Here is a 19,720-nt window from a genome sequence, read left to right as displayed (position 1 = left end):
TGAATTTTGGATTTTCTAGCTCAAATAATTGAAAATTTAAAGCCCTTTGGAGAAATTAAAGAGGCCATAGATTCTAAAAAAAGTCCCATATCAACATATGGGACCACAAGGGGATTTTGTGGTCTTTTTACTTATGGACTTTACAGAAAACTTAATAAAAAAATTATAGTCATAGGAAAAAATCGCCTTGACGCTAGGGGAATTTACGAAGATCTTATAAATATAAGTCCCTTAAAAATAGAAATTTATCCTGAAAAGGACATATTTTTATATGACAGGGATTCAAAGTCCACTTCAAATTTAAAAAATAGGCTTAAATCCTTAGAGGCCTTTGCAGATGGGTCTTGGGACATTGCCGTTACAACTTTAAAGGCCCTTGGGGACAAAATTTCCACAAGAGAAAATTTTAAAAAACATACCCTAGAAATATCCCTTGAATCTCAAATTAATTTAAAGGATCTTAGCAAAAGACTTTTGGAAATGGGCTATGAAAGATATCCTCAAGTTGAAGGGATGGGACAGTTTTCCATTAGGGGATCTATAATTGATATTTCAACAAATGATGAAAATTATAGGCTTGAATTATTTGATGACACAGTTGATTCCATAAGAACTTTTGATTTGGATTCCCAAAGATCTATTGAATCCCTAAAAAGAATTGGAATTTTCCCAGTTGTTGACATATTAATTGAAGATGAAGACAAATTATATGCTAAGAAAAAAATTGAGGGAGAATTAAAAAAATCAAAATTAAAGGGCGAGGACAGGGAAAGGCTTATGGAAAAATTTTCATCCTATAATGAAAGGCTTGGAGATTTATCCTACATTAAAAATCCTGACCTTATAATTCCCTATTTAAAAGAAGATAGGTTGTCATCATTTTTAGAATTTATTGAAGAAGATTTTATAGTTCTTTTAAATGAGCCTAGAGATATTTTAGAAAGAGAAAATTCATTAGAACTTGAATTAAAGTCATCAATAGCAGATATGATAAGTTTTGGAGAGGCCCTTCCCTCTCACAAAAATATATATTATCCCCTAGAGGATTCAATTGATGAAATTAAAAAAAGAGATCTTATAACTTTAAATTCTCTCCTTGTAACCCCCAAAGAATTTGAACCCAAGTCAGTTATTAATTTTAAAATGAAATCTACCACAAATTATTCTTCAAAAATAAAACTCTTTAGGGAAGATTTAGATTATTATCTAGCAAATTCCTATAGGGTAATTTTACTTGGAGGGTCTGAAAAAAGGGCCAAAAGGCTTTTCACCAGTCTAAGAGATATGGGCTATTCATTAAGTTTTTCTCCCCATAGGCATGAAAAATTTGATGGCAATCTTCTTGTGACAACAGGCACAACTCATGATGGCTGCGTTTTTGAAGTTTCAAAAATTGTCCTTTTAAATTATGGGGAAATTTATGGAACTTTTAGGGAAAAGAAGAGAAAAGAAAAAAAGAAGACTAAATCTTTGAATTTTGAAGACCTAAAAATTGGAGATTATGTTGTTCATGAATCTCACGGAATAGGCCGTTATGTTGGCACTCAGGAGCTGGAAATTTATGGCATTAAAAGAGATTATATTGTTATAAAATATTTTGGAGATGACAAATTATTTCTACCCATTGAATCTCTTGATTTAATTTATAAATATATAGGAGATGAAAAGACTGCTCCCAAAATTAATAAATTAAATTCTATTGAATGGACAAAAACTAAGAGGAAGGCAAAAAAATCCATCGATGATATGGCAGATGATTTAATAAAACTCTATGCCAAAAGAAAAGAAAAAGAGGGTTTTGCTTTTTCAAAGGATTCTGATTTTCAAAGGGAATTTGAAGATGCCTTTATCTATGAAGAAACGGAGGGTCAATTAAAATCTGCAGAAGAAATTAAGGCAGATATGGAAAAAAGCGTGCCAATGGATAGGCTTTTATGTGCAGATGTTGGCTATGGGAAAACTGAAGTTGCTCTTAGGGCTGCTTTTAAAGCAATTCTTGACGGTAAACAAGTTGCCTTTTTAGTGCCAACAACAATTTTAGCCCAACAGCATTACAATACAATGATGGAAAGATTTAAGGATTTTCCTGTTGAAGTTGCCATACTTTCAAGATTTAGGTCTAAAAACGAACAGGCCCAAGATATAAAAAAGATAAAATCGGGAGTAATTGATATTGTTGTTGGAACTCATAGACTTCTTTCCAAGGATGTAGCTTTTAAAGATTTAGGTCTTTTAATTATTGATGAAGAACAAAGATTTGGAGTAAGGCATAAGGAAAAATTAAAAATGCTAAAGGAAAACATTGATTCTCTAACTCTTTCTGCAACACCAATTCCAAGAACTCTTCAAATGTCCATGTTAGGAATCCGTGATATGTCAGTTATTGAAGATCCTCCGGAAGAAAGATTTCCAGTTACAACTTATGTTTTGGAATACAATCCTCTAATGGTAAGAGAGGTAATTTTAAAGGAAGTAGAAAGAGGGGGTCAGGTTTATTTTGTCTATAATAAAGTGGCCCATATGGAATATAAATTAAGGGAACTTGAAGAGCTTGTGCCAGAAGTTTCCTTTGCCATGGCAAATGGTCAAATGACGGAAGAAGCTCTTGAAAAAACAATGCTTTCTTTTTTAGACGGAGAAATTGATGTTCTTTTATGCTCAACAATAATTGAAACGGGAATGGATGTTCAAAATGCAAATACAATGATTGTTACAGATGCAAATCGTCTTGGACTTTCACAGCTCTACCAATTAAGAGGAAGAATAGGGAGATCATCAAGGACATCCCATGCCTATTTCACCTATGAAAAGGACGCATCTATTTCAGAAATAGCTCAAAAAAGATTGAAGACCATTAAAGAATTTACAGAATTTGGTTCAGGTTTTAAAATTGCCCTAAGGGATTTAGAAATAAGGGGCAGCGGTTCAATTTTGGGTTCAAAACAGCATGGTCATATTCAGCAAATAGGCTATGATTTATATATGAAGTATTTAAAAAATGCTATTGGGAAATTAAAGGGCTTTGAAACGCATGAAACAATTGAAACGACTATTGACTTAAAAATGGATTCATTTATTCCTAAAGACTATATTGAAGATGACAAACTAAGGCTTGAAATTTATAAAAAGATTTCAGTTTTAGAATCTGAAGATGAATATAGGGATCTTTTAGATGAATTAATTGATAGATTTTCAGATGTTCCAAGGCAGCTTATTAATCTTATGGATATTTCTCTTTTAAGATATAAGGCATCAATTGCAGGAATAATTTCTATAAGCCAAAAGAATGATGAGTATTATGTAAAAATTGCAGGCGAATTAAAATTCTCAGCCATCAAAGATTTAGGGGAAAATTTTGAAGATATAACTTATGCCATAGGAGAAGAATCTGTGATGACTCTTGAAAATTTAAAGGACCCAATAGAAGATTTAAAGAAACTTATTGTCATTATAAATTCACAAAAAAATCACAACAAATAAGGATTTTTAGTGTATAATAAGAAATGTTTATAATTAAGCTAAAGGAGAAGATTTATGTTTTTTAAAAAAGTAGGAACGCTAGTACTTGCAGGAACTTTACTTTTAAGCCTTAGTGGCTGTGCAAAAGGACCTGAAGGAGTAGCAGCAAGTGTAAACAAGGTAGACGTACAAATGGAAGACTTTTACAAGTCATATGCAGTTAGAAGAAATCAATACATTAGTCAATCAGGTGGAGATGAAAAAGTTCTTGAGAATTTAGTAGATCCCACTGGAAAACAATCTAAATTAACTATAGATCAATATTTAAAACAAGTAGCTATAAAGGATTTAACTGAAACAGAAGCCTTAAAACAAGATGCTCTTGCAAATGATATTAAAGTTGAAGACAAGGAAATTGATGAAATAATTGACAATTATAAGGCACAACTTGGTGGAGAAGAAGGATTAAAAGCCTATCTTGACTCCATGGGAATCCCTCTTGACTATTTAAAAGAAGTTATCTATAACCAAACTTTAATTGGAAAATATACACAAGATAAATTTAACAAGGTAAAAGTTACAGATGATGAAGTTAAAAAATATTATGATGACAACAAAGATACATTTTTCAAGGCTAAGGCATCACATATTTTAGTTAAAGATTTAAAAAAGGCCAACCTTTTAAGGAAAGATATTAAAAAGGGCAAGGATTTTGCTGAAGTTGCAAAACTTGAATCAGAAGATACAGGCTCTGCAAGAAATGGCGGAGAATTAGGAGAATTTACTAATGGCCAAATGGTAGAATCCTTTGACAAGGCAATTAGAGATTTAAAGGAGGGAGAAATTTCTGAACCTATCCAATCTAATTATGGCTTCCATATTATTAAACTAGAAAAGAAGAGTGCAAGAACTTTTGATGAAGTTAAGGAAGAACTTAAAAATAAATTAACTCAAGAAAAATATCAAAAGGAAATTAAGGATGTTATTGACAAGGCAAAAATCAAAACTTATGTTGATCCTAAAAAAGATTTGGAACTTCCTGATGAATATAAAAATTATGGAAAAGTAAAAACTGATACAGCAAATACAGAAGAAGCAGCAAATGAAAGTGCAAATAAAGAGGCAAATGCCAGCGCAAAAAATGGAGAAGCAGAAAAAACTGAAAGTGCCGAAAAAAATGAAAAATAAATAAAAAATGTGGGCCGGATTTTTTCCGGCTTATTTTTTTGCCATGATCTTAAATTTACTGGAAATAAATTAATTATTATTTATTTTTTATGGAAAAAAGATTGAATTTCTGTTAATATTATACATGGATAAGAGGTGGGATTATGAGTTTTTCAGCCTCTGTAAAAAATGAACTTTCTAAGTATAAGCTGGAAGGTTTTGAGAATGTAATTGCAGAGCTTTCTGGTCTGGTGCCTATGTGCGGACTTTTGTCCTACAAAAATGGCAAGGTATTTTTAAAAATAAATAGCGAAAGTGCATCAGTCACAAGGCGTGTGTTTACTTTTTTAAGAAGATTTTTTGGCTTTGACTTGTCAATAAAAAACACAAGATCTAAACAGTTAAAGAATAATTTATATACTATAAGTTTAGATGAGGAGTCTTCAAGAGTCCTTTTAGATGAAATTGATTTTATAAAAGGTGAAAACGTATTTATACCAAATTATGTACCTAGCTTTTTAAAGAATAATGCAGCTGCAAAAAAAGCCTATATCAGAGGAGCTTTTTTGGGTGCTTCAACAATCGTAGACCCAAAAAAATCCTATCATTTGGAATTTATAACCAATAATTTGGATCATGCAAATTTTTTGCAGAAGACTATTTTAGAATTTTCAATTTCTGCAAAAATTGCTCCAAGAAGGGAGTCCTTTATAGTTTATCTAAAAGATTCTCAGGCCATTAGCGATCTTCTTTCCCTTATGGGGGCTCATAAATCAGTTCTTGCCTTTGAGGATACAAGAGTTTTAAAAGATATGAGAAATAGGGTAAATAGAATAGTGAATTGCGAAACATATAATTTAAATAAAATTGTTGCATCTTCCATAAATCAGGTAAAGGATATAGAATATATAAGAGATAAAATAGGTCTTGAAAAACTTCCAAAAGAATTAAGGGACCTTGCTGAAATTAGGCTTGAGGATAGAGAAATTTCCCTTGCCGACATTGGAAGGCTTGTTGATCCGCCAGTGAGCAAATCAACAGTAAATTATAGATTTAAAAAGATTGAGAATATATCAAATAAATTAAGGGGTGGTATAGATGACAGATAAAAAAGTGACATTAAATAATGAAGACGGACTTCACGCAAGAGCAGCAGCTCTTTTTGTAAGAGAAGCTAATAAATATTCTTCAGACATAAGTCTTGAAGCCCACGGGGAAAAAGTAAACGGAAAATCCATAATCGGAATTATGTCCTTAGGGGCTTTTAAAGGAGAAACAGTAATAATTTATGCCAGCGGGGCCGATGAGGAAAATGCAGTTCTTGGTCTTTGCAAATTAATTGAGAATGATTTTGTAAATATTTGATTATATTAAACTAAGGGCCTTGTCCTTAGTTTTTTATAATATAGGATTTTTAAATAGAATTTTTAAGGAAAGGAAGACATATGACAGATTTTGTTCATTTACACGTCCACAGCGAATATTCACTTTTAGATGGATCTTGCAGAACTTATGAACTGCCAAAAAGGACAAAAGACCTTGGCATGGATGCCATAGCCCTAACGGATCATGGAAATATGTATGGGGCGATTGCCTTCTACAAGGCCTGTCTAAAGGAAAATATAAAAGCGATTATAGGTTGCGAAATTTATGTGTCCAGCAAGTCTTTAAAAATAAAAGATAAAACTAATGAAAGATACCATTTAATTCTTTTGGCAGAAAATAATGAGGGCCTTAAAAATTTAATGAAAATTGTTTCTGTTGCCTATGTTGATGGCTATTATTATAAGCCAAGAGTGGATAAGGAAATTTTAAAAAAATATTCTGAAGGTATTATTTGCACGTCAGCTTGCCTTGGAGGAGAAGTTGCATCAAAACTTTTAAACAGACATTATGAGGGAGCAAAACTTGCTGCCCTTGAATATGAAGAAATTTTTGGCAAGGGAAATTTTTTCCTTGAAATGCAGGATCATGGCATCCCTGACCAAAAAAGAGTTAATAAGGACCTTATTAGACTTTCAAAAGAGCTTTCCATAGATTTAATTGCAACAAATGATGTCCACTATCTAAATAAGGATGATGCTAAGAGTCATGATGTTTTGCTTTGCATCCAGCAAGGGGCAAAATTAAAAGATGAAAAGAGATTAAAATTTAAAAGTAATGAGTTTTATTTAAAGTCAAAGGAAGAGATGGAAACTATTTTTTATGATCTTCCACAGGCTCTTGAAAATACAAAAAAAATTGCAGATAGGTGTAATGTTTCCTTTGAATTTGGGACTTATCACCTGCCAAAATTTGAAGTTCCAGAAGGATATACAAATGAAAGTTATTTAAAAAAGCTTGCAACAGAAGGCCTTAAAAAGCGTTATAAAATAATAAATGATGAAATAATAAATAGGTTTAATAAGGAATTTGAAACCATATCCCAAATGGGCTTTGTAGATTATTTTTTAATTGTTTGGGACTTTATTAATTATGCAAAAAAAAATAAAATTGAAGTTGGTCCAGGAAGAGGTTCAGCAGCTGGGTCAATAATTTCCTATTCATTAGGAATAATTGACATTGACCCCCTTAAATTTAATCTGCTCTTTGAAAGATTTCTAAATAAGGAAAGAGTTTCAATGCCGGATATTGACATAGATTTTTGCTATGAAAGAAGAGAAAAAGTTATTGAATATGTAACAAAAAAATATGGCACAGATCATGTTGCTCAAATTGTTACTTTTGGAACTTTGCAATCTCGCCAAGCCGTTAGAGATGTTGGAAGGGTTTTGGACATTGCCTATAAAAAAGTGGATTTTATTGCAAAACAAATTCCTCATGCTCTAAAGATGACAATTGAAAGGGCCCTTGAAATTTCTGAAGGATTTAAGGACCTCTACCAAAAGGATAAGGAAGCTAGGGAAATAATTGACATTGCAAAGAGAATTGAAGGCCTGCCCCGTCATACTTCAACCCATGCTGCAGGAGTTGTAATTTCAAAAAATCCTTTAACTGATTATGTACCTTTAACGAGAAATGACGAAATAATTGCAACTCAGTTTAATATGATTGAACTTGAAGAGCTAGGGCTTTTAAAAATGGATTTTTTGGGTCTAAGAACTTTAACGGTTATTAGAGATGCTCTAAGGCTTATAAGAGATAATTATAATAAAGAAATTGACTTTTCAGATATTACTTATGATGATCCTGAAGTTTTAAAGATGTTTGCAAGAGCAGAAACTCTTGGAGTTTTTCAATTTGAATCTTCTGGCATGAGGGCTTTTTTAAAAGAATTAAGACCTGATGCCTTTAATGATTTAGTTGCGGCTAATGCCCTTTTTAGGCCGGGACCAATGAAGCAAATTCCCAAATTTGTGGAGTCAAAACACGATAAAAATAAAATTTCCTATATTCATCCAATCCTTGTGCCCATTTTAAAAGAAACTTATGGATGTATTGTCTACCAAGAACAGGTTATGCAAATTGTGCAGGCCGTTGGCGGTTATTCTCTTGGCAGAAGCGACATTGTCAGAAGGGCAATTTCAAAAAAGAAAATGCTTGTTATGGAAGAGGAGAGGAAAAATTTCATCTATGGAAATGAAAAGGAAAATGTCAGCGGTGCCATAAGTCACGGAGTTGACGAAAAGACGGCAAATGATATTTATGACTTAATAATAGATTTTGCCGACTATGCATTTAACAAATCCCATTCCGTAGCTTATTCAGTTATAGCATATAGGACGGCATGGTTAAAATATTATTATCCTAAGGAATTTATGGCAGCTCAGATTTCAACTTACACTTCAGATATAAAACAGGTGAGCCTTTATATTGAAGAAATTAAAAGGCTGGGCATAAAACTTTTAAGACCTGATGTAAATAAATCATTTAGAGATTTTACTGTTGAAGGAGATGGGATTCGTTTTGGCCTTAAGGCAGTGAAAAATGTTGGAGTTAATTTAATAGCAAATATTATTGAAGCTAGAGAAAAAATTGGAGAATTCACAAGTCTTAAGGATTTTGTGGAAAAAGTTCAAAGATTTGACAATGCTTCAGTAAATAAAAGAGCCGTGGAATCCTTAATTAGGTGCGGAGCTTTAGATAAATTTAAGGGAAATAGGGCCCAATATTTGGCAGTATATGAAAAAACAATAGAACAAGCCTCTAAATCTCATAGAAATAATATAAGGGGCCAGGTTTCCCTTTTTCAAAATGTTCAGGATAAGGAAGAACTGCCAAAATTAAAGGATTTTTCCTTAAGAAATAAACTAGAAATGGAAAAGGAAGTTATAGGAATTTATGTTTCGGGCCACCCTCTTGATCCCTACAGGAGAATTATTTCATCTTTTTCAAATACATCATCTCTTGAAATTTTTGAAAGATATAGGCAGGGAGATTTAAAGGCAAGGGAAAAAGTTAGGCTTGTAGGTCTTTTGAAAAATAAAAAAACTATGATTACAAAGACAAATAAGCAAATGGCCTTTGCAGCTTTGGAAGATCTTTACGGGACAATTGAGCTTATACTATTTCCCCAAACTTTCACAGCTTTTAAAAATATTATTGAAGATGATAAGGTCCTATCCCTTGAGGGAAGTCTTTCCTTTTCAGAAGTTGAAGAGCCAAAGATTATTGTAGATATTTTAAGGGAAATTAAGGAGCCAAGTGACAAAAAATTATTTATATCCCTTCCATCAATGAAGGATGAAAATATAATTTTGGGTATAAAAAATATATTAAATCGTTACGGTGGAGAAACGCCCGTTGTATTTTATGCAGAAGATGAAAAAAAAGCCTATGGGGCAAATTCATCAATGTGGATTAATGAAAAATTTTTTGATTCAATAAAAATAGAAATTTTATCATATTTGGGCGAAGACCCCAAAAAAATAATTTTAAAATAAAGTAGGTAATTATGAAAATTGGAATATTAACTAGCGGCGGCGATGCACCAGGAATGAATCCTGCCATTAGAGCCTTTGTTAGAAGCGGAATATATAATGGTTTTGAAGTTTATGGAATTGAATCGGGCTTTGAGGGCCTAATAAATGGAAGGCTAAATAAATTAAATGAGTCTTCAGTTGGAGATGTAATTCAAAGAGGAGGAACTTTTTTAGGGACTTCAAGATCTGAAGAATTTATGACCAAAGAAGGTTTTGGAAAAGCCTTAAATATTTTAGATATTTTTGAAATTGATGCACTTGTTGTCTGTGGCGGAGATGGATCTTTAAGAGGAGCCTTGAAGCTTAAAAAAAGTGGGATTAATGTTTTAGCAATCCCTATTTCCATTGATAATGACTTAGGATACACTGACTACACAATTGGTTTTATGTCATGCCTTGAAACTGTTACAGAAATAGTTTCAAAAATTCGTGACACCACAGAATCTCATTCAAGGGCAAATGTTGTGGAAGTTATGGGAAGGGGTTGTGGAGATATTGCCCTCTATGCAGGTCTTGCTGCTGGAGCTGAAAATATTATTATTCCAGAATATAAAACTCCCTATGAAGAGATTTATAAAAAGGCAATTATGTGTAAAAATCGTGGCAAAAAACATCATATAATTTTAATGGCAGAGGCTATGGGTGATCCCTATGAATTTGCAAGAGAATTTGAAAAGCATACAGGAATTGATACAAAAGTTACAATTCCCGGCTATATTCAAAGAGGAGGAAGTCCATCAGTTTTTGATAGGGTTTTGGCAAGTCAAATGGTCTTTAAGGCCATGGAAGAAATTAAAAAGAAAAATTTTGGCCTTGCCATTGGAATTTCAAGGGACCAAATAATAAGTATGGAAATTGAAGAGGCTCTTAAAGTTAAGAAGAAATTTAATAAGGAGCTTCTTGATATTTTAAAGGTGATTTCTATTTAGGAGGGATTATGCGAAGAACAAAAATTGTTGCAACAATCGGTCCAAGCTGTGATGACTATAAAGTTTTAAGAGAGATGTTTATAATAGGAGTTGACGTTGCAAGGCTAAACTTTTCTCATGGCTCTCATGAAGAACATAAAAAGAGAATTGAAAATATAAAAAAAATTAGGGATGAATTAAATATCCCCATTGCTATTATGCTTGATACAAAAGGCCCGGAAATTAGACTTGGCACTTTTAAGGATTCTATGAGGCCAGTTTTAAAGGCTGAAGAGGAATTTATTTTAACGGCAAGAGAAGTTTTAGGAGATGAAACAATTTCCCAAGTTTCCTACAAAAATCTTCCAAAAGACATGAAGGTAGGAGCAAGAATTTTAATTGATGACGGACTAATTTCCCTAAAAGTTAGGGATATTAAGGGTGAAGATATTTATACAGTTGTTGAAAATGGAGGAGAAATTTCTGGCCACAAGGGGGTAAATGTTCCTGACACTCATTTGGAACTACCTTCCTTAACTGAAAAGGACATTGAAGATTTAAAATTTGGCGTAGAAATGGGAGTCGATTTTATTGCGGCCTCCTTTGTAAGATCCAAGGAAGATATAAATGACATTAGAAAGGTTTTGGAAGATGCAGGAGATTTTTCAACTCTTATAATTTCAAAAATAGAATCTAAAAAGGCCATGGATAATATTGACGATATTATTGAAGCCAGTGACGGAATAATGGTTGCTCGTGGAGATTTGGGAGTGGAAATTGAAACGGAAGTTGTGCCAATTGCCCAAAAACAAATAATAGAAAAGTGCAATTTAAAGGGTAAGGCAGTAATAACTGCAACTCAAATGCTGGATTCAATGATTAGAAATCCAAGGCCCACAAGAGCTGAGGCAAATGACGTGGCAAATGCAGTTTTAGACGGAACATCTGCTGTTATGCTTTCAGGAGAAAGTGCAGCTGGAAAATATCCCTTGGAATCTGTAAGGACAATGAAAAGAATTATTGAAGTTACAGAAAATTCTATGGATTTTTCAGCGATTTTAAATAAAAAAATAGAAGAAATTTCCAATACAACAACAAATGCCATAGGAAAATCTACCTGCACCATGGCAAGGGATTTAGGTGTAAATTTAATAATTACAGCCACAACATCAGGACAAACATCTCGTGCAATTTCAAAATTCAGACCAGAAAATCAAATTCTTGCAGCAACGCCAAATGAAAAAGTTAGAAGGCAGCTGAATTTAGAATGGGGAGTAAAATCCATTAAGGTTAAAAATTTTGAGGACACCGATTTAATTATAAAAACTTCCTTTGAAAGGGCCATGGAAGAAAATTATTGTAAGGCTGGCGACAAGGTAATAATAACGGCAGGAGTGCCAGCAGGGCTTGCAGGTTCAACAAATTTAATTAAAATAGAAAATATTGCCCATGTTATTGCCAAGGGAACAGGTTTTGGTGACGTTAATTTTACAGGCAGAGCCCTTGTTGTAAAAAATTATAATGACCTAATAAATAAATTTAAGGACGGAGATATAATTGTGGCCAAGGGAACTGACAAGGAAATGATAAAATTTTTAGAAAGAGCAGGCGGAATAGTTACAGAAATTTCTGGCTATACATCTCATGGTGCAGTTGTTGGAGTTAGTCTTGGAATTCCAACAATTGTGGGCACAGAAAATATTAGGGAAAAAATAAAAACAGGAGATTTAATAACTTTAAATCCAAAAGAAGGAACGATTACAAGATAAGTTGAAAAGCAGCCCCTTTATGAGGCTGCTTAATTTTTATATGTTTTTAATATGTTTTTGTAAGTGAAATGTAGTTGGCAGCAGAAAGGTTTATAAGTTCTGTTACTTCAGAAATTTTCCTCTCTTCTTTATCAATATTAATTGTTGCTGTTAAATTAGAATTATCGTCAATTTTATCCTTAAATTCTGAAAGTTTATTTTTATCAAGGAATTTTTCTAATTCTTTTCTATCTTTTGTGATGTACTGAAGATTTAGAAGTTTTTTCTTATTTATTACAGTTGGTTTAACTTCTGTATTTTTCATAAAATCTATTATATCATATAGGTTGTATTCACCGTCTTTAGCTTCAAGTTTTTCTTTTTCTTCAGATCCTAAGCCATTAAGAATGGTCCTATGGAAATCATCATCCTTATTAAATTTTGACCTATAAATTAGTTTTGGAGAAAGTTCTTTTAGTCTTTGTGGATCTTCTAGGGAATTTAAGTAATCGTCTAAAGAGTTAATACTTTTACTAGCTTGACTAATTTCTTCTCTTGCTTCTATTTTTTTATCTTCCAATTTTTGTCCTTCCTTCTTTTCTTCTTTAATTTCACTATAATCAAGTTTTTCCTCGACCTTTTGACCTTCTTGGTCATTTATTTGCTCATCATTATTTTCCTTATTTTTTTTATCCTTTGGGGAGGACTCTTTTGCCTTTTTCTCGCCTTCTTCAGGAGTATTTGTTACAAATTTTTCCTTTAGAGATTCATCTTCACTTGATTTTAAAATTTCCCCATCAGAATCACTATTGATATTCTTATCTTCAATTTTTTCTTCTTCAATTTTAGAATTTTCATGGGCAAGAACTGTCTTATCTAAATTATTTGTCTTTAAATCTTCAGCTTCTTTCCAGTCAATATCCCTCTTATCCTTAAAATTCATTTTTTCTTGGGACTCTTCTAAAGATTCATATGCATCTATTCTCTTGTCCTCTGTATTTTTCTTAATTATAAAATAAGCAAAAACACAAACAATAACACAAATTATAATTAAAAGCATAAAACACCTCCAATTAATATTATACCCCTCTAATAGAATAAAAACATAAAATAATATAAAAAAAATCCCTGCCGGGGGATTTTTTTAGGGGTGATTATTTTTTTGTAAGGTCAATTTTTATTATAAGAGGGCTAAGAAAATTTGTCAAGAAAAATTTCAAATAAAGAAATATATTCCGTATTCTGAAACAAAATTGTTTTTTTGATTTTTTATGGAAATTTGAAAAACCATTAAAAAACAAATAATTAAAACTTTAAAGAGTACAGCACATAAAAAAAGCTGACCAGAGGATCAGCTTAAAAATTTTATTTTAATTTCTTATACGGCGTTTTTCAATTTTTTCCTTTCCAATGGCGACTAGGTCTTTAATTTCCCTAACTCCCAAAAAGTATAGGCAGATTAAATAAATGACCATAGCAACCGTAACAACAAGCAGAAGTACTAGAAGCCTTGAAAGGGTTAAAAGACCTCCTGATAAAATAAGTTTTAAAATATTTTCAAAAGGGAAATATAAAAGAGCCACAAGCCCCATAGCAAAAGAGGCCATTAAAGTTTTTATAAGAGCTTTTATATAGGAAAAAGTTCCAAGGTTTCCAATTTTTTTTCTTAAAAGATAAAAGCCTATTAAAACTGCACAGGTTGTTGCAAGAGATACGGAAGCCGCAAGGCCATCTGTTCCAAACCTATGGGCCACTAAAATATTTAAGACAACATTTATAAATACATTTAAGGCTCCAATAATAAAGGGGGTTTTTGTATCATTTAAGGAATAGTAAATCCTATTTAAGACATTGGTAAGGGAAATTGAAATCAGGGATAGGGAATAAAATCTTAAAGTTGAAGTTGCATTTATCCCGTCTTCTGTGGTAAAAGCTCCTCTTACAAAGGCTATTTCTATTAAGGGCCTTGCCAAAATGACCATGCCAATTGTAGCAGGCACAGTTAAAAATAAAACGGATTTAATTGATGCATTCATAACCCTTTTGCCCTCTTTAATATTTCCTCCAGAAAAATATCGAGTTAAAATTGGGAAGACAATGGCTGTTATGGCAGTTATAAAAATCCCAATAATTAAAGTATTCATCTTATTGGAAAAATACAAAATAGAAGGAGCACTATCGCCCATTCCTGATGCAAGTGACCTATTTACAGCTGTATTTATATCATTAACTGAAACAGAAACTAATACAGGGAGGGAAAGCTCCACAGCTTCTATTACATATTTATCCCTTAAGTCAAAAATAAATTTTGGTCTGTAACCAAGTTTAAAGGAGTCTGGAAGTAAAAATAAAAACTGAGCCAAGGCTCCAACAACAGAGGCAACTGTTAGGCCAACAATCCCTATGTGATGGGCAAAAATTATTAGATAAACTATATAAACTAAGTTTAGAGGAATGGAAATTGCACCAGTTGCTGCAAATTTTCCACCATATTGCAAATATCCAGTAAAAATTCCAACCCAAGCAGAAAATAAAACGACGGGCATGCCAAGCTGAATTAGTCTAACAACTATATCAAAAGTTTCCTTTTTTGCCCTAGATGCCGTTAAAAATGCAATCTCCCTTGGGAAATAATAACCTAAAATAATTAAAATTATAGAAATAACTGTAGTTATGGAGAGTAAATTATTGGTGAAATAATTTTTACGACCTTCTCCAAGATCATTTTCCGCCTTCTGTAGAGAGGGAATAAAAGTTGTGGCTATGGCCTGAGTAACAAATCCTGCAATCATGGCAGTTGCCGCTTGGGCTAAAGAATATGCACTCATTTCAATTGAAGTTCCAAAAACGCTGGCCGTTAAGGATTCTCTTGCAAATCCAAAAACTTTGCCAATTAGTGAAAAAATTACAAGGGCAAGAGTTGATTTAGCAATTCTTGAGCCGGCTGATGAATTTTTTTCCATGTAAACCTCCATTTCTAATAAATTATAAGTAGAAAAAGGCTAGATGTCAAGAAATTAAGGACAATTTAAAGGCTACAAAAGAGAGGAACCATTTATTTACTATAGGATTAATATGATAATTTATTATTAGCATTTATTTGGGTATATAGTTTTTAAAGGGAGGGGTAAAATGGAGTATACAGAAATTATTAGAAAAAGACGTTCTATTTATGATTTGGGAGATAAAATTGATTTTTCAAATGAAGAATTAAAATATTTTTTTGAAGATATTTTAAATTTTTCTCCATCATCAATGAATTCTCAGTCCACAAAAATTATTTTGCTTTTAGATGAGGAGAGTAAAAAATTTTGGGAAAAGATAAAAGAAAATGAAAATGCTAAACTAAGGCCTGAAAGATACAAAGGTTTTCACGGAGCAAAGGGCACAGTTTTATTTTTTATTGACATGGATATAGTAAACATACTTCAAGAAAAATTTCCAAGTCTTAAAGAAAATATTAGACTTTGGGCCTATGAAAGCAGTGCAGTGATCTATACAAATATTTGGAATGGACTTATGGGCATGGGTCTTGGTGCAAATATTCAGCACTACAGTGCTTTCGTAGAAGACTATGTAAGAGAAAAATATAAGGTAGCTAAAAATTTAAAATTAGTTGCACAAATGCCCTTTGGAAAAATTTTATCAACAGAAGAGGAAAAAGAAAAAACCCCTATGGATGACTTATTTAAAATGTATGGTGGCCAAAAAGGCTAAAAATAAATTATTTTAAGGAGGAAAATTATGGAATATTATGTAGACTTAAATAGTGACATTGGTGAATCTTTTGGCTCATATAAAATGGGTATGGATGAAGAAGTAATTAAATATGTTACAAGTATAAACTGTGCTTGCGGTTTTCATGCTGGTGACCCATTAATTATGGATAAGACAGTAAAAATGGCAGGAGAAATGGGCGTAAGAGTTGGAGCTCACCCAGGCTATCCAGACCTTATAGGTTTTGGCAGACGTAAAATTGACGTAAGCCCAGAAGAAGCAAGAACTTATATGCTTTATCAAGTTGGAGCTCTTTCAGCTTTTTTAAAGTCACATGGTCAAAGATTACAACATATGAAACTTCATGGGGCTTTTTATAACACAGCCTGCAACGATGAAAAACTTGCTAATGCAATTCTTGATGCAGTTGAAGACTATGACAGAGATTTAATTTTAATGGTTTTAAGCGGATCATTAATTGCGAAAGAAGGAAAGAAGAGAGGCTTAAGAGTTGCACAAGAAGTTTTTGCAGACAGGGGCTATAATGAAGATGGAACCCTTGTAAATAGAAAACTGCCAGGAGCCTTTGTAAAACATCCTAAGGATGCAATTCCAAGAGTAATAAAAATGATTAAGGAAAATAAAGTTACAAGTGCAAATGGAAAAGAAATTGAAATTGTAGCAGATTCAATTTGCGTTCATGGTGATAATCCACAGGCTATTGAATTTGTAAAAAGCATTAGAAAAGGTTTAGAAGACGAAGGTATAAAAGTAGCTTCTGTTGACAGCTTTTTAAAATAAAAATTTAGAAAATTAAGGAGTATTATATGGCAAAAGATAAAAATAAAATGTCCGTCCTTTTAGGAGCAGCCTTTTTAATGGCGACTTCTGCAATAGGACCAGGATTTATGACCCAAACTGCAACTTTTACAAGCGAGCATGGAGCAGCCTTTGCAGCTGTAATTTTAATTTCAATTATAGCTTCCTATATAGCTCAGTTAAATGTATGGAGAGTTATTGCAGTTTCTAAAAAAAGAGGACAAGATATAGCAAATGAAGTTCTGCCAGGCCTTGGCTATTTAATTGCCTTTTTAGTTGCCCTTGGCGGATTTGCCTTTAACATTGGTAATGTTGGAGGAGCAGGACTTGGAATGCAGACAATTTTTGGGATAGACACAAGAATTGGAGCTGCTATTGGTGCTGCCCTTGGAGTTGTTATATTTTCTTCAAAATCCGCAGGAAAGGTCATGGACAAATTAACTCAAATTTTGGGAGCAGCAATGATAATTTTAATTGCCTTTGTTGCAGTTAAAACAAAACCCCCTGTTGGTCTTGCCTTAAAATCAACAGTTGCACCTGAAGGCGGATTTTTAAATTTAGTTCCAGCAACTTTAACTTTAATTGGTGGAACAGTTGGAGGATACATTGTATTTTCAGGCGGTCATAGATTAATTGACGCTGGAATAACAGGCGAAGAAAATTTAAAAGATGTAAATCAATCAGCAACTTTAGGAATTATTGTTGCCCTAATTGTAAGAGTTCTATTGTTCCTTGCAATTTTAGGCGTAATGGGAATGGCAGGAGCACAAATTGATCCTAATAATATTGCAGCTTCTTCTTTTAAATCTGCATCAGGAGTTGTGGGAGAAAAAATTTTCGGTATAGTATTTACGGCAGCTGCACTAACATCAGTTGTAGGATGTGCTTATACTTCTGTTTCCTTTTTAAGGACCTTATTTAAATCCATAGATAAAAATGCCAATCTTGTTACAATTATTTTTATAATTGCTTCAACAATAGTTTATATATTTATTGGTCAGCCACAAACTCTTCTTGTTGTTGTAGGAACCCTAAATGGATTTATCCTTCCAATAACCTTGGCAGTAATTTTAGCAGCAGCTAAAAACAAAAAAATTATTGGCGAATATAAGCACAATAATGTTTTATATATTTTAGGCTGGATAGTAGTTTTGATTACAGCTTATATGGGCATAAAAACTGCCGCAGGATCAATTAGCAAAATGTTAAATCCTCAAAGTGCAATGGCAAGCATAGAAATGATAAAGACCCTATTTATATAAGAGGAGAATGTTATGTATGATAAAATAAAATATTTAAAGGCAGGAGATAAGGCCATTGTCATGGAATTTGGAGATTCTATTGCAAAGGACATAAATGCAAAAATTTCCCTTGCCCTTGAAAAATTAAAAGAGGTAGATGCAGATGGGATTGTGGATATTCTTCCCACCTATAGGTCCATATTAATTAACTATGAACCCTCAAAAATTAAATATAAGGAATTACTTGATCTTTTAAAATCAATTAAACTTGACGGGGCTTTAGATGGAGGGGGAAGGGTAAAATTAATTGAAATCCCAACCCTATATGGCGGTGAATATGGCCCTGATCTTTCCTTTGTTGCTAAGCATGCAAATTTAAGTGAAGAAGAAGTTATTAAAATCCATTCAGGAACTGATTATTTAGTTTATATGATGGGATTTTTGCCAGGTTTTGCCTATTTAGGGGGCCTTGACGAAAGAATTGCAACTCCAAGACTAAAAAGTCCAAGGCTAAAAATTGAAGCAGGTTCAGTTGGAATTGCATCAAATCAAACGGGTATGTATCCAGTACAGTCACCTGGAGGATGGCAATTAATTGGCAGAACTCCTCTTAAACTTTATGATGAAAGCAAAAACCCACCAGTATTTATTGAAGCTGGAAATTATATAAGATATGTTCCAATTACTGAAGAGGAATATAAAAAAATTGATGAAGAAGTGGCAGAATATAAATACCAAGTGGTAATTAAAGATGCCGAAAGGAGTGAGCTTCATGAGTAAAGTAAATGTAATAAGCCCCGGCATTTTAACGACAATTCAAGACGGAGGAAGATATGGCTTCCAAGCTCTTGGAGTTCCTGTTTCAGGAGTTATGGATGACCTTTCTTATAAGCTTGCAAATATTTTAGTTGGAAATGATTTAGATGAAGCAGTTTTAGAAGCAACCTATTTTGGTCCCAATTTAAAATTTGAAGATGATATGGTAATTGCCATAACTGGTGCAGATATGAGTCCAAAAATAAATGGTAAGGATGTAGAAAATTATAAGTCCCTAGAAGTTAAGGCAGGAGACAGTCTTTCCTTTGGCAAATTAAAAGAAGGAGTTAGAGCTTATATTGCCTTTGGCGGATCTATTGAAGTTCCTTTTGTCAATAATTCAAAATCAACTCACACAAAAATAAAAATGGGAGGTTTTGAAGGAAGGGCTTTAAAGGCCAAGGACGTTTTAGAAATTAAGGTTAATGAAAAGGCAGCTGGCGGAAGAGAAATCCCCAAAAAATATAGGCCAAAAATCAATAGATTTAATGTGATAAGAACCGTTTTAGGACCTCAAGATGATTATTTTACTGAAAGAGGAATTCATGCCCTCTTTAAATCAGGAGGCTATCAAATAACAAAAGAATTTGACAGAATGGGAATTAGACTTAAGGGATCAAAAATTGAACATAAAAAGGGAGCTGACATAATTTCTGACGGAACAGTTTTTGGTTCAATTCAGGTTCCAGCTAATGGAGAACCAATAATTTTAATGGCAGATAGACAAACTACTGGTGGCTATACAAAAATTGCAACAGTAATTTCATCTGACCTTCCAAAACTTGCCCAAATGCAGTTTTTAGATAAAATTTGCTTTGGAGAAGTTTCTGTAGAAGAGGCGGAGGAAATAGCCATTGAATACCAAAAAAATCTAAAAAAAATAAGGGAAGAAATTTAAACGTATAATAAAAAAGTGCTGGCAT

At 32.8% G+C, this 19,720-nt stretch carries 14 protein-coding genes; 12 read left to right on the top strand and 2 right to left on the bottom strand.

From position 1 onward, the window contains the following. Nucleotides 1–6: 6 nt before the first annotated feature. The 7 genes from mfd (at nt 7) to pyk (ending at nt 12,225) form a co-directional block, all read left to right on the top strand. Nucleotides 7–3,480, top strand: a complete 3,474-nt coding sequence (gene mfd / locus BQ4446_RS01080; RefSeq protein WP_071025890.1) for a transcription-repair coupling factor — start codon at nt 7–9, stop codon at nt 3,478–3,480. 54 nt (nt 3,481–3,534) lie between these two features. Continuing rightward, nucleotides 3,535–4,647 carry a peptidylprolyl isomerase gene (locus BQ4446_RS01075; protein ID WP_071025888.1) on the top strand — a complete coding sequence of 371 codons (1,113 nt, stop codon included), beginning with the start codon at nt 3,535–3,537 and terminating at the stop codon, nt 4,645–4,647. A 143-nt stretch (nt 4,648–4,790) separates the two neighbouring features. Next, a complete protein-coding gene (gene whiA / locus BQ4446_RS01070; protein WP_071025886.1) occupies nt 4,791–5,735 on the top strand; it encodes a DNA-binding protein WhiA in 945 nt (314 codons plus the stop codon). Next, entirely contained in the window at nt 5,725–5,991 is a 267-nt protein-coding gene (locus tag BQ4446_RS01065; RefSeq protein WP_071025884.1) for an HPr family phosphocarrier protein, read from the top strand. The genes whiA and BQ4446_RS01065 overlap by 11 nt, the downstream gene beginning before the upstream one ends. Before the next feature lie 80 nt (nt 5,992–6,071). Further along, complete coding sequence (locus tag BQ4446_RS01060; RefSeq protein WP_071025883.1) at nt 6,072–9,509, top strand: DNA polymerase III subunit alpha; 3,438 nt, start codon at nt 6,072–6,074, stop codon at nt 9,507–9,509. 11 nt (nt 9,510–9,520) lie between these two features. Beyond that, entirely contained in the window at nt 9,521–10,477 is a 957-nt protein-coding gene (locus tag BQ4446_RS01055) for an ATP-dependent 6-phosphofructokinase (RefSeq protein ID WP_071025881.1), read from the top strand. 8 nt (nt 10,478–10,485) lie between these two features. Then, nucleotides 10,486–12,225, top strand: a complete 1,740-nt coding sequence (pyk, locus tag BQ4446_RS01050) for a pyruvate kinase (protein WP_071025879.1) — start codon at nt 10,486–10,488, stop codon at nt 12,223–12,225. Between the two features lie 46 nt (nt 12,226–12,271). Here pyk and BQ4446_RS01045 read toward each other — a convergent pair whose 3' ends face one another. Together BQ4446_RS01045 and murJ are read right to left on the bottom strand one after the other, a co-directional pair. Next, nucleotides 12,272–13,264: a hypothetical protein gene (locus tag BQ4446_RS01045; protein WP_071025878.1), complete on the bottom strand. Its 993-nt coding sequence runs from the start codon at nt 13,262–13,264 to the stop codon at nt 12,272–12,274. A gap of 310 nt (nt 13,265–13,574) precedes the next feature. Continuing rightward, nucleotides 13,575–15,167 (bottom strand): murein biosynthesis integral membrane protein MurJ, encoded by a 1,593-nt coding sequence (gene murJ / locus BQ4446_RS01040; protein ID WP_071025876.1) that lies wholly within the window; start codon nt 15,165–15,167, stop codon nt 13,575–13,577. A 169-nt stretch (nt 15,168–15,336) separates the two neighbouring features. Between murJ and BQ4446_RS01035 the strand changes: the two genes are divergently transcribed. From BQ4446_RS01035 to BQ4446_RS01015, 5 genes are read left to right on the top strand one after another with little or no spacing between them, the layout of a single operon-like run. After that, nucleotides 15,337–15,921: a nitroreductase family protein gene (locus tag BQ4446_RS01035; RefSeq protein ID WP_071025874.1), complete on the top strand. Its 585-nt coding sequence runs from the start codon at nt 15,337–15,339 to the stop codon at nt 15,919–15,921. A 27-nt stretch (nt 15,922–15,948) separates the two neighbouring features. Beyond that, complete coding sequence (locus BQ4446_RS01030; RefSeq protein WP_071025872.1) at nt 15,949–16,722, top strand: LamB/YcsF family protein; 774 nt, start codon at nt 15,949–15,951, stop codon at nt 16,720–16,722. A gap of 26 nt (nt 16,723–16,748) precedes the next feature. Further along, complete coding sequence (locus BQ4446_RS01025) at nt 16,749–18,002, top strand: NRAMP family divalent metal transporter (protein WP_071025870.1); 1,254 nt, start codon at nt 16,749–16,751, stop codon at nt 18,000–18,002. 12 nt (nt 18,003–18,014) lie between these two features. Beyond that, on the top strand, nt 18,015–18,761 hold the full coding sequence (pxpB, locus tag BQ4446_RS01020) for a 5-oxoprolinase subunit PxpB (RefSeq protein ID WP_071025868.1): 747 nt from the start codon (nt 18,015–18,017) through the stop codon (nt 18,759–18,761). Beyond that, entirely contained in the window at nt 18,754–19,695 is a 942-nt protein-coding gene (locus BQ4446_RS01015; protein WP_071025866.1) for a 5-oxoprolinase subunit C family protein, read from the top strand. The genes pxpB and BQ4446_RS01015 overlap by 8 nt, the downstream gene beginning before the upstream one ends. Nucleotides 19,696–19,720 lie beyond the last annotated feature (25 nt).

Source organism: Peptoniphilus raoultii, from assembly GCF_900099555.1.
Classification (GTDB): domain Bacteria; phylum Bacillota; class Clostridia; order Tissierellales; family Peptoniphilaceae; genus Peptoniphilus_A; species Peptoniphilus_A raoultii.
The sequence above is the reverse complement of the archived record's forward strand: the minus strand, read 5'-3'. Positions and strand labels throughout refer to the sequence as shown.

Excerpts from the sequence above, each read along its gene's own strand:
- BQ4446_RS01060 (WP_071025883.1), top strand. The coding sequence starts at position 6,072 with ATGACAGATTTTGTTCATTTACACGTCCACAGCGAATATTCACTTTTA.
- BQ4446_RS01045 (WP_071025878.1), bottom strand. The coding sequence starts at position 13,264 with ATGCTTTTAATTATAATTTGTGTTATTGTTTGTGTTTTTGCTTATTTT.
- whiA (WP_071025886.1), top strand. The coding sequence starts at position 4,791 with ATGAGTTTTTCAGCCTCTGTAAAAAATGAACTTTCTAAGTATAAGCTG.
- BQ4446_RS01035 (WP_071025874.1), top strand. The coding sequence starts at position 15,337 with ATGGAGTATACAGAAATTATTAGAAAAAGACGTTCTATTTATGATTTG.
- BQ4446_RS01015 (WP_071025866.1), top strand. The coding sequence starts at position 18,754 with ATGAGTAAAGTAAATGTAATAAGCCCCGGCATTTTAACGACAATTCAA.
- BQ4446_RS01075 (WP_071025888.1), top strand. The coding sequence starts at position 3,535 with ATGTTTTTTAAAAAAGTAGGAACGCTAGTACTTGCAGGAACTTTACTT.
- BQ4446_RS01055 (WP_071025881.1), top strand. The coding sequence starts at position 9,521 with ATGAAAATTGGAATATTAACTAGCGGCGGCGATGCACCAGGAATGAAT.
- pxpB (WP_071025868.1), top strand. The coding sequence starts at position 18,015 with ATGTATGATAAAATAAAATATTTAAAGGCAGGAGATAAGGCCATTGTC.
- BQ4446_RS01065 (WP_071025884.1), top strand. The coding sequence starts at position 5,725 with ATGACAGATAAAAAAGTGACATTAAATAATGAAGACGGACTTCACGCA.
- murJ (WP_071025876.1), bottom strand. The coding sequence starts at position 15,167 with ATGGAAAAAAATTCATCAGCCGGCTCAAGAATTGCTAAATCAACTCTT.
- pyk (WP_071025879.1), top strand. The coding sequence starts at position 10,486 with ATGCGAAGAACAAAAATTGTTGCAACAATCGGTCCAAGCTGTGATGAC.
- BQ4446_RS01030 (WP_071025872.1), top strand. The coding sequence starts at position 15,949 with ATGGAATATTATGTAGACTTAAATAGTGACATTGGTGAATCTTTTGGC.
- BQ4446_RS01025 (WP_071025870.1), top strand. The coding sequence starts at position 16,749 with ATGGCAAAAGATAAAAATAAAATGTCCGTCCTTTTAGGAGCAGCCTTT.